15 protein-coding genes are annotated in these 13,929 nt (G+C 37.0%); 7 read left to right on the top strand and 8 right to left on the bottom strand.

Annotated features, from left to right (window positions below):
* Positions 1-292: 292 nt before the first annotated feature.
* From DEU40_RS12200 to DEU40_RS12225, 6 genes are all read left to right on the top strand, one after another.
* Positions 293-916 (top strand): hypothetical protein, encoded by a 624-nt coding sequence (locus DEU40_RS12200; protein ID WP_110010083.1) that lies wholly within the window; start codon positions 293-295, stop codon positions 914-916.
* Between the two features lie 122 nt (positions 917-1,038).
* Entirely contained in the window at positions 1,039-1,575 is a 537-nt protein-coding gene (locus tag DEU40_RS12205; RefSeq protein WP_228406506.1) for a GNAT family N-acetyltransferase, read from the top strand.
* Between the two features lie 10 nt (positions 1,576-1,585).
* The gene (locus DEU40_RS12210; RefSeq protein ID WP_110010084.1) at positions 1,586-2,404 is read left to right on the top strand and encodes a helix-turn-helix domain-containing protein; all 819 of its coding nucleotides are present in this window, start codon (positions 1,586-1,588) and stop codon (positions 2,402-2,404) included.
* Between the two features lie 75 nt (positions 2,405-2,479).
* Positions 2,480-3,070, top strand: coding sequence for an NAD(P)H-dependent oxidoreductase (locus DEU40_RS12215; RefSeq protein ID WP_110010085.1), 591 nt, complete (start codon positions 2,480-2,482; stop codon positions 3,068-3,070).
* A gap of 481 nt (positions 3,071-3,551) precedes the next feature.
* Positions 3,552-4,751: a tyrosine--tRNA ligase gene (gene tyrS, locus DEU40_RS12220; RefSeq protein ID WP_110010086.1), complete on the top strand. Its 1,200-nt coding sequence runs from the start codon at positions 3,552-3,554 to the stop codon at positions 4,749-4,751.
* 244 nt (positions 4,752-4,995) lie between these two features.
* Positions 4,996-5,436: a GNAT family N-acetyltransferase gene (locus DEU40_RS12225; protein ID WP_110010087.1), complete on the top strand. Its 441-nt coding sequence runs from the start codon at positions 4,996-4,998 to the stop codon at positions 5,434-5,436.
* A gap of 170 nt (positions 5,437-5,606) precedes the next feature.
* Here the strand turns inward: DEU40_RS12225 and DEU40_RS12230 are convergent, their stop codons facing one another.
* The 8 genes from DEU40_RS12230 to panD form a co-directional block, all read right to left on the bottom strand.
* Complete coding sequence (locus DEU40_RS12230) at positions 5,607-7,118, bottom strand: helix-hairpin-helix domain-containing protein (protein ID WP_110010088.1); 1,512 nt, start codon at positions 7,116-7,118, stop codon at positions 5,607-5,609.
* Positions 7,119-7,123: 5 nt separating this feature from the next.
* Positions 7,124-8,401 (bottom strand): PP2C family serine/threonine-protein phosphatase, encoded by a 1,278-nt coding sequence (locus DEU40_RS12235; RefSeq protein WP_110010089.1) that lies wholly within the window; start codon positions 8,399-8,401, stop codon positions 7,124-7,126.
* Entirely contained in the window at positions 8,401-9,444 is a 1,044-nt protein-coding gene (locus DEU40_RS12240) for a TerY-C metal binding domain-containing protein (protein ID WP_110010090.1), read from the bottom strand. Before DEU40_RS12240 ends, DEU40_RS12235 begins: the two co-directional genes overlap by 1 nt.
* Before the next feature lie 17 nt (positions 9,445-9,461).
* Positions 9,462-10,100 carry a vWA domain-containing protein gene (locus DEU40_RS12245; protein ID WP_110010091.1) on the bottom strand — a complete coding sequence of 213 codons (639 nt, stop codon included), beginning with the start codon at positions 10,098-10,100 and terminating at the stop codon, positions 9,462-9,464.
* Positions 10,101-10,188: 88 nt separating this feature from the next.
* Positions 10,189-10,866, bottom strand: coding sequence for a TerD family protein (locus DEU40_RS12250; RefSeq protein ID WP_110010092.1), 678 nt, complete (start codon positions 10,864-10,866; stop codon positions 10,189-10,191).
* A 27-nt stretch (positions 10,867-10,893) separates the two neighbouring features.
* Positions 10,894-11,469, bottom strand: coding sequence for a TerD family protein (locus DEU40_RS12255; protein WP_047420681.1), 576 nt, complete (start codon positions 11,467-11,469; stop codon positions 10,894-10,896).
* Positions 11,470-11,647: 178 nt separating this feature from the next.
* Entirely contained in the window at positions 11,648-12,676 is a 1,029-nt protein-coding gene (locus DEU40_RS12260) for a lysylphosphatidylglycerol synthase transmembrane domain-containing protein (protein ID WP_110010093.1), read from the bottom strand.
* Between the two features lie 3 nt (positions 12,677-12,679).
* A complete protein-coding gene (panD, locus tag DEU40_RS12265; RefSeq protein WP_002976902.1) occupies positions 12,680-13,030 on the bottom strand; it encodes an aspartate 1-decarboxylase in 351 nt (116 codons plus the stop codon).
* 399 nt (positions 13,031-13,429) lie between these two features.
* Here panD and DEU40_RS12270 point away from each other — a divergent pair, with 399 nt between their 5' ends.
* The gene (locus DEU40_RS12270; RefSeq protein ID WP_002976900.1) at positions 13,430-13,720 is read left to right on the top strand and encodes an HU family DNA-binding protein; all 291 of its coding nucleotides are present in this window, start codon (positions 13,430-13,432) and stop codon (positions 13,718-13,720) included.
* The last annotated feature ends 209 nt before the right edge of the window (positions 13,721-13,929 follow it).

The following is a 13,929-nucleotide window of genomic DNA, read 5'->3' on the forward strand; positions in this document are numbered from 1 at the left end:
ACAAATGTAGATAAAAAATAGATAAGTCTATCTATTTTTAAAATTGAGATAAAAATTATTTTAGAAGATCAATACAATCTGTTCAAAATGGAGGTTCTGTTTTTTACCCCAAAAGAATTGATGAAAATATGAATTTGCTGCAGCAGAGTTCGAAGACCCGGAAGGAAACAGAATTGCAATGCAAAAAACAGCACAATAGCATACCATTCATTGCATATTATTTTTTTTAATACAGTTGATGCATATTTTGTATATTTAAACAACCATTTGAAATCTAATTTGGTAAATAACTATGGCGGAAGAACTATATTTCATCAAGACCAATCCCACTATTGCCAAAATTAATTTGTACAATAAGCTCAGCCGTGAAGAAGAACATATTCTGAAATTTCTTCAGCCTGAAGCGAAAAACAGCCTTGAAACCATTAAAGAAAAAGTAAAAAGTTCTGTTGAAGAGCTTACTCAGGAAGAGCTTCTGCTTATTTTTCAATGGTTTCACAAAGTATATTCTTCAGATCACGAAGAGACCAAAACACAGCTTTTCATCAATGGTATTGATCTTTTTTATGAAATTCCAACAACCGTTCATGCCGAAAATTTCCTTCAGATCCTTTCCGATTATGAAAAACTGCTGAAACAGGACATGAATTATATTGTGGATGCTAAAAATTTCAATCAATTTCTGATCTACGGAATATTTCTGACAGAGATGATCAACAGAAAACAAAATTCTGATAATATCCTTTGTGAATATCTGAAACCGGATAACCAGTCTTTGTACCTTATGGCAGAAGACCAATGTGGCTTGAAAGATTTTGATCCTGCCATCATCCCGGATCTTCAGCATTACTTTACCGATCTTTATGATCTGACCAGATTTTACAAGGGATCTATCATCAAGCTTGAGCAGGAATAGAAAATTATGCGGTTTATGTAACATCCTGCATTCAATAATTGCCTTTTATAGTATTGAACCAGGATAAAAACTATAACATAGCCGGCAGTTTCCTTTTACGATGAGGAACTGCTTGCTTTTTTATGAAACTTTCTGACATCAGATTAAAGAACAGCAAAAGCTTTATGAACAACTTTACATCAGATACTCAAATCATCATCAGAAAAGGAGTCAGTGATGATCTTCCGGAAATGCTGCAGCTTTTTACGGCAACCATAGATGAAGTATGTAAAAAAGACTATGATACTCAACAGCTTGAAGCCTGGAAATCCGGCTCTCAGAATGAGGAGAGATGGCTGAAAGTAATCCGTGATCAATATGTTTTGATCGCGGTCATAAAAAATAAGATTGCTGGTTTTTGTACGCTTGATCACGGAAATTATATTGATCTGCTTTTTGTACACAAAGATCATCAGCATCAAGGTATCGCAACCATGCTTTATCGTCAGATTGAAAAAGAAGCTTTGCTGAATCATGAAACGAAGGTTACTGCAGATGTAAGCAAAACAGCCAGGCCATTTTTTGAAAAAGCAGGCTTTCAGGTTGTTCAGGAAAAAACGGTCTATGTAAAAGGAGTAGCTTTGACCAATTTTAAAATGATCAAAAACCTTATCGCTTAATTTCAGGCTTATGGAATTACATTCTGAATACAAAGAGTATAGAATTTCAGTTTCTCAGGAATTTGAAAATGTATTTACTCATTTTTATTTTGCGGAAAATACCTCTGAAAATCCGGTTACCAAAACACTGCGGCCTACTTATCAGACTATTTTACTATTCTGCTTCGGAGAAAGTGCTACAATGTCTAGCCGTGAAAAAACCATCATACAGATAGATAAATGTATGGTGTTCGGGCCGGTGAGGCAAGCTTTTGAATATACACTTCCCGCAGAATGCTCTATTTTGGTTGCCAATTTTAAGGATGATGCTTTCTTCAGATTTTTTGGAAAAATATCTATTGAACAATCGGTAAAACATCCGGATGAACTGCTGGAAGAAAATTGTTTTACAGACCTTTGGCATCAGCTTAAAAGCTTAGATTCAGTCACAAAACAGGTAGATTACATTCTTGAATTCTGTAAACCTTATCTGCAGGATCGGGACATTACAGGACAGCTTTTGAGCAGTTTTGAGAATGATCTGTTAAATCCCGTTAAAGTAATTGCAGAACAGACTCAGCAGACAGAAAGAAACATCCAGCGAAAGCAGAAAGAGCAGTTTGGCTATTCTTTAAAAGAACTTAACCGTTACAATCGATTTTTAAAAGCTATACAAATCATTGAAAAGGAAACTGAAAGGCAAAACCCTGTCAAGTGGTTTACGATCATTGATGAATGTGGCTATTATGACCAGAGCCAGCTCATCCATGATTTCAGGCATTTTATCAACATTTCTCCGGCTCAATATTTAAAATTCCAGCAGGAAATCTGTAATCCCAGGTCCGGATAGACCGTTTCGTTTTCTTACAATTTTTGAAAAGTACGTCGTACTACTTTTGTCTTATTAATCTTAACAATCAAAACAATGAGACATTTAATCATTTACGCGCACCCTAATGAAAACAGTTTAAATCATCATCTTTTAAACACAGTTGTTGAAACCCTTCAGCTCCGTAACGAGGAAGTTGTTGTGAGAGATCTTTATACCATAGGCTTTGATCCTGTACTTTCTCTGGATGATATGCAGGGACAGCGTATGGGAAAAGTTTCGGATGATGTAAAAACCGAACAGGAATACATTTCGTGGGCAGAACAGATTACTTTTATCTATCCTATCTGGTGGACCGGACTTCCTGCGATAATGAAAGGATACATAGACCGTGTTTTCAGCTATGGATTTGCCTACCGTTATGATCAGGGGATACAGAAAGGACTCCTGAAAGGTAAAAAGACGGTAATTATAAATACCCATGGAAAATCTCATGAAGAATATGAAAAAACAGGAATGGATAAAGCATTGACACTAACTTCTGATAATGGCATTTTTATCTATTCAGGGCTGGAAATCATCAGACATTTATTTTTTGATAAAGCAGATAAAGCTTCTCCCGAAGATCTGGAAATCTGGAAAGATCAGATTAAAAATCTATACGCTGAATATGTACTCAACTATTAATTTTTTTCTTTAAAAAACTTATTGAAAAATGAATTATTTACCCTTTATCAGAAGCTTTCTGCAAGGCAACTAAGAAAATAATAAAATACAGTTTTTACATCTTTGTCCTGTATTTTATTTTTAAGGAATTTATGGCATGAAATTAGCTTCAAAAACCGCAAGTAAAATTGTTTTGAACCATTATTTTAAGCCATTAAGATTGATGGATGGTTAAGTTTTTCTTTTAAAACAAATCTTGTTATAACCCTGCAATGCGTCTTAATGGTTTAAATATTGGATCCTCAGGAATTCCCTGTATATTTGCATCACAATGAAACATCTGAACAGTATATTACGTCTTCCATTCTTCAGTGAATATTACACTCCGGGCTATCGTTCGGGAAGACTTTCTATATCTGTAATCCAATAAAAATAATCTAACGTATATATAGAGCCCGGACAGTACCTGTCCGGGCTTTTCTTCATTTTAAAACTATTCAACATGATTCATCCATTACAAGAAAATGTGGCTATCATCCTACCGGAAAACGGTCTGGAAGAAAAACTGGCTGTGGCCTCTAAAGAAAACAGAAAACTTTCCATCAAACTGGGATTTGATCCCACCGCTCCGGATCTCCATCTGGGACATGCGGTAGTATTGAAAAAGCTGAAACAGTTTCAGGATCTGGGGCATCAGATCATTATTGTTGTAGGAAGCTTTACGGCAAGGATTGGCGATCCTACAGGAAAAAATAAAGCAAGAAAACCTTTAAGTGCTGAAGATGTTCAGCATAATGCCCAGACTTACATCAATCAGCTTTCAAAGGTTATTGATGTAGAGAAGACGAAGATTGTTTTCAATTCCGACTGGCTGGATGCTCTTGATTTTTCTGAGGTCATTCAACTGCTTTCAAAAGTGACCGTGGCTCAATTGATGCACCGAAATGATTTTAATAAAAGGTTTACAGAAAATACACCTATTGCCATGCATGAATTGGTTTACCCGATTCTTCAGGGTTTTGATTCTGTAAAAATAGCATGTGATATTGAAATGGGTGGTACAGATCAGCTCTTCAACTGCACGATGGGAAGACAGCTTCAGGAGGTGCATCAAATGCCCGCTCAGATTGTCATGTGTACGCCCTTACTGAGAGGTCTTGACGGAAAAGAAAAAATGAGTAAATCCCTGAACAATATTATTGGATTGACGGATGAGCCTAATGAAATGTTTGGAAAAACCATGTCTATTCCTGATACTTTGATTGAAGAGTTTATCAACCTGACTACCGATTTTTCGATGGAAGAAAAAACAGCGATTTTTTCCCGGTTAAACGAAGGCGAAAACCCAATGAATATTAAAAAAATCATTGCTAAAAATATCGTCAGCCAGTACCATGATTCTACTTCAGCTGAAGATGCAGAAAAGTTCTTTATCAACCAGTTTCAGAATAAAAATTTTGAAGAGAAAGTGTATGAACCTGTAGCTATTGGTTCATTGAAAAGCATCAAAAATAAAATTTCTATTGTTGAACTTTGTCACCAGCTTAAAAATGACCTTAGCAAATCTGCCATCAGGAGATTGATTGAGAGTGGAGGAATTCAGATCAATACCATTAAAATAACAGACGCAAATGAAGAGATGGAGTTGATCCCTCAAACTAAAATTAAAATCGGGAGAAGGGGCTTTTTTGAGCTGGTGTAAGGCTGGAAGATGGAAGATGGGAGATGGAAGTTTCTGGCAGACGTGAAAAATCTGAAGTTTTTTGACTGGAATATTTTTTAAAAAACAGAAGTTACAATAAAAAATGCAGAACTTCTCTACAGCACAATAGTAACTTCCAGCTTCCCTTCCTCCAGCTTCCAACCTTTACAACCTTTAACCTATGCAAGAAGAAATAGGACTGAAAATTGCATTCAAGTAAGAGCTTAATTTCTTATTTTTGAATATGAATCTTAACCTGCGCTATCAACAAGCTGATGATACTGATATTGATTTTCTTCTCGATCTCAGAATGAAAACCATGAATCCTCATTATGAAAATTCCGGGCTTTCTACCGACAGGGAAACAACTTTGCAAAGAGTTCTGTATCAGTTTGAAAAAGCCAATATCATTTTTTTAGATGACCAACCCATCGGGCTGTTAAAAGTAGACAGAACATTTACCAATATTGAGGTTCTGCAGCTTCAGATTGATCCCAGTCAACAGGGCAAAGGGCTTGGAAAAAAGATCTTGTCAGATATTTTAGAAGAAGCTTCTTTAGCAGGGAAAACGGTTTCATTAAGTGTTTTAAAAACAAATAAAGCACAGCATCTTTATCAAAGTCTTGGGTTCAGAATTGTGGGGGAAGACCAGTATTCTTATTTTATGGAAACGGAAAGACAATAGATGCTTTTTTTAAGTTTTGACTAAAGCCGTTGAATGTTCCCCTTTGATTTAAACACAAATCTCACAAATAAATGAGCACAAATAGCCACGATCATCTGTGAGATTCTTAATTACATTTCATTCCATTCAGAATGACACTCCGCAAACAAGCCTTGATTACCCGTTAGTCTTTACTGGTTTGCCATGGTTACGTAAATCAATCTTCCGCCTTCTTCTGAGGAAAGCAGTATTTTTTTACCATCGGTAAGTTCAACCATAGAGCCTGGTGGAATTTCTTTCTGTTCTGTGACATCCTTCATTCCTGATAAGCTTTGGTTGACCAATACCCATCTTCCCTGGTGGAACGTAAAATATCCTACCGGCATTTTATCCTGCATCGTCAGATTTTCATTGCGTATCACTTTCCTGGAAACATGCCATTTGAAAAGATATTGATTATGATAAACCATGAGCCTGTGATTTTCCGGTTTCCAGACCTCATCATCAAATTTAAAATATAAGTCTAAAACGGGTAATGTTCCCTGATGTGGTATTCCGCAAAACGGGCATTTGGGATTACTCGTATTATCAAAGACGTACCATTTTTCTGTACAATCCGGATTAAGACATGGTTGGATCAGATCTACTGTTTTCAGTAAAGCAGTTTCCCACTCATTGGCTGTGGGACGCCTGATGGGATCATGTAATCCGTCTACGAATGTTTTCCTGAACAGTTCTGAAATATATGGCCCTGTAACGGTATATGGAATCTTTTGAGGATCTCCCCAGAATGCATCCCATTTTCTGAGATGATCGGACTTCACATGATTGGAATTATTTTGCGGATGTTCTACAAACATTGCTTTTTCTCCCATGGACAGAATTTCATCTTTTTCAGAATCCAGATCCCAGATTTTACCTCCACGCAGCGGATGCCTTCTCAGCAGATACATATAAATGAGAACCGCAAGAGCATGCAGGTCTGTTTTTTGATTGGGTAAATGCCTGTCCGGATCCTGAAGTTTCAGATGTTGGGTTTTCAAAACTTCAGGCGCAATAAAATCAGAAGTTCCTATCACTTCCGGTGGAAAGAGTTTGGGTACCACAAGGCCGTCAATATCGATGATACAGGCAGATTTTGTAACAGGATCCACCAGAATATTATTGTAAGATAAATCGGAATGTGCAAGCCCCATCTGATGCAGCTTTTTTACTCCCCGGCTGATATTGACTGCAATCTGAAAATAGCTCAGCCAATCTCCCAATTCTGACCGATCCAGTCTCAACGGATACTGCTGATTCCGGAACATGGGAGCGGTAAACCACTTCCCCACTTTATCCTGTCCCTGGATATTATCCGAACCAATATAACCTTTGGCAAAATAAAATTTATGGTGATAAACAGGAACTACAATTCCTGTGAGTTTATTTCTTTCAACAATATCATAAGGCCATCTGAATATTTCGTTCAGGAAGTATTCTGAAGCATTTCCACTCTGTATACTTTGCAGATAAGTGGAAACAATTCTCATGATCCTTTCTTTTTGTCCTTCATCCAGCGGATTCCGGTAAAAAGCAACTACATATTCTTTATCAGGCGAAAAATAAACATCTTTTACCCCGCCCCGGATAGGGTTTTCATCTACATATTCATAGGATTTGGCTGTGTCCAGAACAGAAACAACCTTAATGGTCTTTTTCATTCGTATTAATAGATTATTGCCAATGTACGGTCATCGTGGTTTCCTCTGCTCCAGAAATCGCTCCAGATTAAAAGTTCTTCATCAATCTTTTCATCATTGATAAAATCTGCTTTCGCCCTGTCATCATTATTCCCTGCAAGGTCTTCAAAAAGTGCTTTCCAGCTTGTTGTATCTTCCAGTTTATTTTCGGTGGTAAATTTAGGATCATAAATACCATCTGTCATCAGCACCAGATAAGAAAAATCTTCTACACAGGTAATCCGGAAACGGGAAGCTATTGTATCATTAAAAATTTCTTTCATGGTGATGAAACGTGTCCCTCCACCAAACTCTCCCACATCCATCCGGTTTAAAAGCTTAACTTCAGAAAAGTCTGTATTAATAAGATTGATCGGGCAGTCTCCCACTCCAAAGCTCAGAATGACATATCCGAAACTGAACTTTTTAAGTAAAGTAAAAATAAGAGTAGCGTGCAGATCATTTACTGAAAAATCATTTTCCACTGCTGTTTTTTCCAGTGTGTGATAAACATGTAAAACACCTTCTGATAAGATATTGATGATATCCTGCTTGGCTTTCAATTGTTCTTCATCAGAAAACTGATTGATATATAAAACATTGATGTTATTTTCAATCTGATTTAAAGTCTCCTGTGAGTTAAAAAACCGGTTGATTGTTTCCGTTGCCAGTCTGGAACCTTCTCTTGCAGCTTTTGCTGAGCCCGCTCCATCTGAAACAGCAATAATATTCCAGCCATCGGGAAGCCTATTTACAGCAAAATCGTCTTCACGAAATTTGCCTTCATGCGCATGGGAACGTCCTCTTTTCGAAGCGACAACAATTTTTTTGTCTGAAAAAGAACCTTTGAATGAGTCTTCTTCCGGTTTATAAAAAGCAGCATTTGTATCACTTGGAATATTTTTCCACAGGTCTTTTGGATCTGCATTGACGAAGAGCTGTATTTTCTTAGTCTCCATCTGATGCTGATCATGAATATGATAAAACTGAATATCCAGATGGTACATATTATTGGTAACCGGGATTCCTGAGATTCTATTGTTTTCAAAAGTAAGCCCTGTTTCTTCAATGTTTCCGATATTCTGAATCTTTATGTTCGGGAAATCTTCCATATCGAAAGTGAATTCATAGAACTGCTTTGCACTGGCATTTTTCAATACCCAATGAGCATCTTTGAACTCTTCTTTTTCTTTAAAAACAACAGCCTGTTGCATCGTCTTTGGTTTGGATTCTGCGGCAGACTTCCTGAAAAATTTCCCCATCATTAGCCCAGCGTTCTGTTAATATCAAATCCTCCTCCGGAAAATCCGTAATAATCCGAAGTTCCGCACCAAGGACATTTGCTGTATCCTTCCCCTCTCATACAGTGAATTCCTCCACACGAGCAGGTAGCTAATGCAATAGGATTGGCACAATGAGGACATGAAGTACCTCCATCCAGTTCTTCGATATTGATTTTAAGATGCGTTTTCTGATTGGAAGAAAGTCTGTAGTAGGCTTTTTCATCAATTTTATACGCTCCGTCCAATCTGTAATATCTTGTAGCCATTCCCGGTATGCTTGATTCTGCGAATGCTTTTTTAAACTTCATCAGATAAAGCTTTTCCGTTTCCTGGCATTTTCCGTTCAATACTACAAAATTATTATCCGGGAATCTCTGTTCCATTTCAGGATCTACTTTCTCCAGAATGAGAGAATCAATTTTAGACAAATTAATTCCTTCTTTTTTGGCTTCTGTAACACTCTGGCTGGTTGTTTTAATAGAATCCGTTACCCACTTGAAAAACTCTTTGTAAGAATTTTCATCGGAATTATTGAAGAGTAAAACGTTATCCGCCAGAGAACCTAGAAGTTTATAATTCGTATTTTCACCTATAGATACGGCAATGGTATTAGATTTTCCGTTGTATTTGTTATTCCATCTTTCAATGGCTTTGGTGGCATCATCAGTGGGCACTCCGTCTGTAAACAGGAAGACGATAGGTTTCCAGTCGCCTTTTCTTTCATACGTTGTTTTCACAATATCCTTGTCAATACAATCCATTAGTTTAATTAAACCCTGGGAAAGTGATGTTCCACTTCCGACCGGAATTTTAGGCGGATAAAAACTGATAATATCCTGCATCGGCGTAATGACTTCAGCTTCTCCCGCAAAACCAATCACGGAAATGTAAACGGTTTCAAGTGAATAAGGATCTTTTTTTAATTCCCTGATAATATTAGCGATCCCTTCCTGCACCTGCTCAATAGGTTCTCCTACCATAGATTCGGAGACGTCTACTAAAAAATAAATAGGCAGTCTTCTCATGCTGTAAAGACAATTTTTTAAATAATAATAGTAAGCTCCGATGGTGGCGGAGGTAATGTGATGTTTTCTCCTGTATTCTGCGATTGTCCTCCCTGTGTAATGGAAGAGCTCACCCATTTGAAAAAGGAAGAAAGGGTAATGGCATCTGTAGTATCAAGCTTTACCACATGATCTGTGAGTTCCTTCAGAAATTTTTCATCAGCTTTCGGGCCTGCTGCACATCCTACGATAGCACCAAATTCCAGTCCTCTGATCACCGGGATCATCTGCCTGTATTTCTGAATATCCGAAGGTTTTCCATCTGTAAATATAAAAAGCAGCGGCTGCCAGTCTCCCTTTGTATCGGCAGATTCTTTTACAATTTCCTTCTGCATCAATTCTGAAACCATTTCCAGGGCTGCTCCTGTATGCGTCGGGCCACTGTCCGGACAGGTAATTTCCATGGGATAAAAGCTCGCCAGATCTGTTAAGGGTATCATATTTTTAACATCTCTATCGAAGGTAATAACACTCAAATGCAGGCTGTCCATTGCCTGCGGATCTGCACGAAGCATACTGATAAGGCCGTTGAAACCATTATTCAGTGCCTGAATAGGCTCTCCGTTCATAGAACCTGAAGTATCTAATAAAAAATAAGCTAATAATCTCCTGCTCATTATAGACAAGTATTAATTCTGAAGCCGTCGGCGGAAGTCTCCGACTTCCGCCGACGGCTTTTATTATGGTTTAATAAAATTCGAAAATCTAGTTGGAATACGCGTATTGCTGTCTCAGAATATCGATAAAATTATCTGTATTGTGTGGTTCTCCCACAGCACGGAATTTCCAGTCTCCGTTGTGGCGGTATGCTTCTGCAAAAACCATTGCACATTTACCATTCATACTTGAATCACCGGAAAGGCTGTATTTTGTAATTTCTTTTCCTGAAGCATCTACGGCACGGATAAATGCATTTTCAATCATTCCGAAGTGCTGGTTATTGGTTCTTCCCTGATAAATAGTAACAAGGAATACTATTTTCTGATAACTCTGATCCAGCTGATCCAATCTTACAATGATCTGTTCATCATCTCCATCTCCTGCACCGGTTCTGTTGTCTCCGGTAAGCCATACATTTCCGCTTGGATGCTGCATGGAGTTGAAGAAAACCACATCTCCCTGGTAAAGCCCCATCTGTCTTCCGTCATTGGTCTGTACCGTTCTTCCCAAATTGGCTACTTTTCCGTTGCCATCTAAAAGAAATGCTACTGCATCAAGGTCGTATTCTGCTTCTTTACTGAATAGTTTTCCAAAAAAACCGCTGCTTTGTTTTCTTACATCCCATCCTAAACCGATGGTTACTTTTGAAAGATCATACACGCTTTCTCCGCGGTCATTCTTTCTTAAATCTATCGTTTGTCCTTTCTGTAAATTAATTGCCATAGTTATAGTTTTTGTGTATTTGACGATTTATTTGATGATTTGCCCTTTGTAGTATTTTTCAAGGAAGAAGCCAAGATCTGCTCTGTATCCTATTCCTGAAGCTTCAAATTTCCAGCTTCCGTTTCTTTTGTACAGTCTTCCGAATTCTACACCGGTTTCAATAGAGAAATCCTCATCCAGTTCGTATTTTGCAATTTCCTGGTTAGAATGGTTATCTACTACTCTGATATAGGAATTTCTTACCTGTCCGAAATTCTGTCTTCTTCTTTCAAAGTCTTCTATGGTTACCACAAAAAGGATCTCTTCTACTCTTGAATCTACTTTATCAAGGTCTATAATGATCGCTTCATCATCGTCACCATCACTGTTTTTACCACTCGGATCATCTCCTGTATGGATAAGGGCTCCATCCGGAGAATTTAAGTTATTGTAAAAAACGAAGTATTCTTCGCTTACTAATTTTCTGTCAGAATCAATCATGATTGCAGAAGCATCCAGGTCAAAATCGTAGCCGGTTCCTTCATTCGGATCCCAGCCTAATCCAATCGTCATTTTCGTCAATCCTATCTCGATCTTTTGTCCTTTCTGTAGATTAATTGCCATAGTGTTTTATATTATGATTATTTTTTGCATTAAGATAGAAGTGATTTATGAACTGACCAAATTTATTGATGAAAAAATGCTATAGACCGCTTAATTAAAACGATTTAAGTTAAAAAACAGCCATAAAAAAAGGTCCAATTAAAAAATTGAACCTTGTATTGTATAAAAATGTATTGAATTAATTTTCAAATTCTTTATCTGAAACAGCATTGTTTCTTGCTTTGGCCAGCATGGGAATGGAGATTAATCCCATCACCAGCATAATCACAATCTGCAGCGGTAAAGAAATAAAGGAATAGGTAAGCCCCATTTCACCTCCAAAATCTGCACTTTTCCCTACTGAAATAAAAAGAGCCATAAAACCATACTTCATGGCAAGGTTATACGCTCCGATTCCTCCACTGGCAGGGATAATCATTCCTAATGTTCCTACTACAATAATGAAGAAACCGTCTGCAAAAGTAAATGCTGAAGTTTCAGGAAGGGCAAAACATACCAGATATGCAGCCAAGTAATAGCAAATCCAGATTCCTAATGTATACAGGATGAATTTTCCTTTTTCTTTTAATTTAAAGATGGAAGTTATCCCCTGAAAAATCCCGTCAATAAAGCTAACCACTTTTCCTAAAAACGGAATCCCTGAAAGTTTCTTTTTAAATACAAAGAACAAAACTGTTCCTGCAATCAGAATAGAAAGAACCAGTATGATCTTGTTGGGATTCATTGTTATTCCTGAATTTTTATAGAATGACAGAATGGCTTCATATTTAAACAATAATGTCAGTCCTAAGAAACCAAGCATACAGATCAGATCTACTACTCTTTCCAGAATAATAGTTCCGAAAGATTTATCTACGGGTACTTTTTCCACGCCATATAAAGCGGTTGCCCTTGCCACTTCGCCACTTCTGGGAATCGTAAGATTCATCAGGTAACCAAATGAGATAGACCAAAGCGCATTGGAATTTGAAATTCTGTGTCCCATCGGCTCCAGCATCAGATTCCAGCGGATCGCTCTGAACCAGTACGCCAGAAGACCAAATACGGAGGCAAACAATACCCAGATATAATTAGCTTTTGCCAATGACTTTTGAATGACTTTAAAATCCAGACCTCTTAAGGCAAGCCATAAAAAAAAGCCTGCAAAAGCAAGCGATATTACTATTGTAAGTATTGATTTTACCGGACTTTTTGATGTTTTCTCCATGTACTACGTAAGAAGATTTGTTTTTTCATCCGGGAAAACGATCTTTGGCTGGAAGTCTTTTGCTTCTTCCGGAGTCATCTGAGCATAGGCAATGATGATAATGATATCATCTTTCTGTACTTTTCTTGCTGCAGGACCATTCAGACACACTTCCCCTGATTTTCTTTTCCCTTTGATCACGTAGGTATCAAAACGTTCTCCGTTGTTCACATTCACGATATAGACTCTTTCTCCCACTACCAGACCGGCAGCTTCTATAAGATCTTCATCGATCGTTATACTCCCTATATAATTAAGGTCAGAGGCAGTTACTCTCACCCTATGAATCTTAGACTTGAAAACTTCTATTAACATGTTGCAAATTTATTAATAAAAATTAATAAAACAGGCGTTTATTATCATTTTAAAACTCCCACAAACACAGGGGTTTAATTTAACAAAACACAAGAAATATAAAAATTACTTATAAATTTAATAATCATATGGTCAAAAAAATTAATTCTTCATACACAATTTAGGATTTAATAAATACGAAAAATAATATTAACTTTTTGCTAAAGTCAATACACATAAGCATTTGGCATGATTTTAGTAACCTGTAACGTAGATTTTCTGTGAAAAGTGGAATTATCATATTTTAACTGATTTCAGTGAAATGCAAAAAAATTGCACAAGTTTTAATAAAAAAATTGCACAATTAGAAAATAGTACTATATTTGCTATAATTACGAACTAACTTTAATATTAAAAATTATGAACAAGTCTGAATTAATCGACGCAATCGCAAAAGATGCAGGTATCACTAAAGTTGCAGCTAAAGCTGCTCTAGAGTCTTTCATTGGTAACGTTACAACTACATTAAAGAAAAAAGACGGAAAAGTTTCTTTAGTAGGTTTCGGTACTTTCTCAGTAGCTGAGAGAGCGGCTAGACAAGGTATTAACCCTGCAACTAAAAAACCGATCAAAATTGCTGCTAAAAAAGTTGCTAAATTCAAAGCTGGAGCTGATTTATCAAATGCAGTTTCAGGTGCTAAGAAAAAATAATCATTCAGATTACAAAAATTCAGGGCTGTTTCTTAGAAACAGCCTTTTTTATGTTCAATGATGATAGAAAATTAACCATTAAGAAGTTTTAAGGGTTTAGAAATATTAAGTTTTGGCTCCTATGTTTGCAAAAGAATAAATTTACATACAAAGCAAAAGGGGTGAGAGAACAGTTTTGGCTAAATAACTCAGGAAGTATATTGTGCTTT

Source organism: Chryseobacterium sp. AG844, from assembly GCF_003182335.1.
GTDB classification, from domain to species: Bacteria; Bacteroidota; Bacteroidia; order Flavobacteriales; family Weeksellaceae; genus Chryseobacterium; species Chryseobacterium cupriresistens.

What these genes read in the sequence shown, in the direction of transcription:
- DEU40_RS12200 (WP_110010083.1), top strand. Translation starts at nt 293, where the DNA reads ATGGCGGAAGAACTATATTTCATCAAGACCAATCCCACTATTGCCAAA.
- DEU40_RS12205 (WP_228406506.1), top strand. Translation starts at nt 1,039, where the DNA reads ATGAAACTTTCTGACATCAGATTAAAGAACAGCAAAAGCTTTATGAAC.
- DEU40_RS12210 (WP_110010084.1), top strand. Translation starts at nt 1,586, where the DNA reads ATGGAATTACATTCTGAATACAAAGAGTATAGAATTTCAGTTTCTCAG.
- DEU40_RS12215 (WP_110010085.1), top strand. Translation starts at nt 2,480, where the DNA reads ATGAGACATTTAATCATTTACGCGCACCCTAATGAAAACAGTTTAAAT.
- tyrS (WP_110010086.1), top strand. Translation starts at nt 3,552, where the DNA reads ATGATTCATCCATTACAAGAAAATGTGGCTATCATCCTACCGGAAAAC.
- DEU40_RS12225 (WP_110010087.1), top strand. Translation starts at nt 4,996, where the DNA reads ATGAATCTTAACCTGCGCTATCAACAAGCTGATGATACTGATATTGAT.
- DEU40_RS12230 (WP_110010088.1), bottom strand. Translation starts at nt 7,118, where the DNA reads ATGAAAAAGACCATTAAGGTTGTTTCTGTTCTGGACACAGCCAAATCC.
- DEU40_RS12235 (WP_110010089.1), bottom strand. Translation starts at nt 8,401, where the DNA reads ATGATGGGGAAATTTTTCAGGAAGTCTGCCGCAGAATCCAAACCAAAG.
- DEU40_RS12240 (WP_110010090.1), bottom strand. Translation starts at nt 9,444, where the DNA reads ATGAGAAGACTGCCTATTTATTTTTTAGTAGACGTCTCCGAATCTATG.
- DEU40_RS12245 (WP_110010091.1), bottom strand. Translation starts at nt 10,100, where the DNA reads ATGAGCAGGAGATTATTAGCTTATTTTTTATTAGATACTTCAGGTTCT.
- DEU40_RS12250 (WP_110010092.1), bottom strand. Translation starts at nt 10,866, where the DNA reads ATGGCAATTAATTTACAGAAAGGACAAACGATAGATTTAAGAAAGAAT.
- DEU40_RS12255 (WP_047420681.1), bottom strand. Translation starts at nt 11,469, where the DNA reads ATGGCAATTAATCTACAGAAAGGACAAAAGATCGAGATAGGATTGACG.
- DEU40_RS12260 (WP_110010093.1), bottom strand. Translation starts at nt 12,676, where the DNA reads ATGGAGAAAACATCAAAAAGTCCGGTAAAATCAATACTTACAATAGTA.
- panD (WP_002976902.1), bottom strand. Translation starts at nt 13,030, where the DNA reads ATGTTAATAGAAGTTTTCAAGTCTAAGATTCATAGGGTGAGAGTAACT.
- DEU40_RS12270 (WP_002976900.1), top strand. Translation starts at nt 13,430, where the DNA reads ATGAACAAGTCTGAATTAATCGACGCAATCGCAAAAGATGCAGGTATC.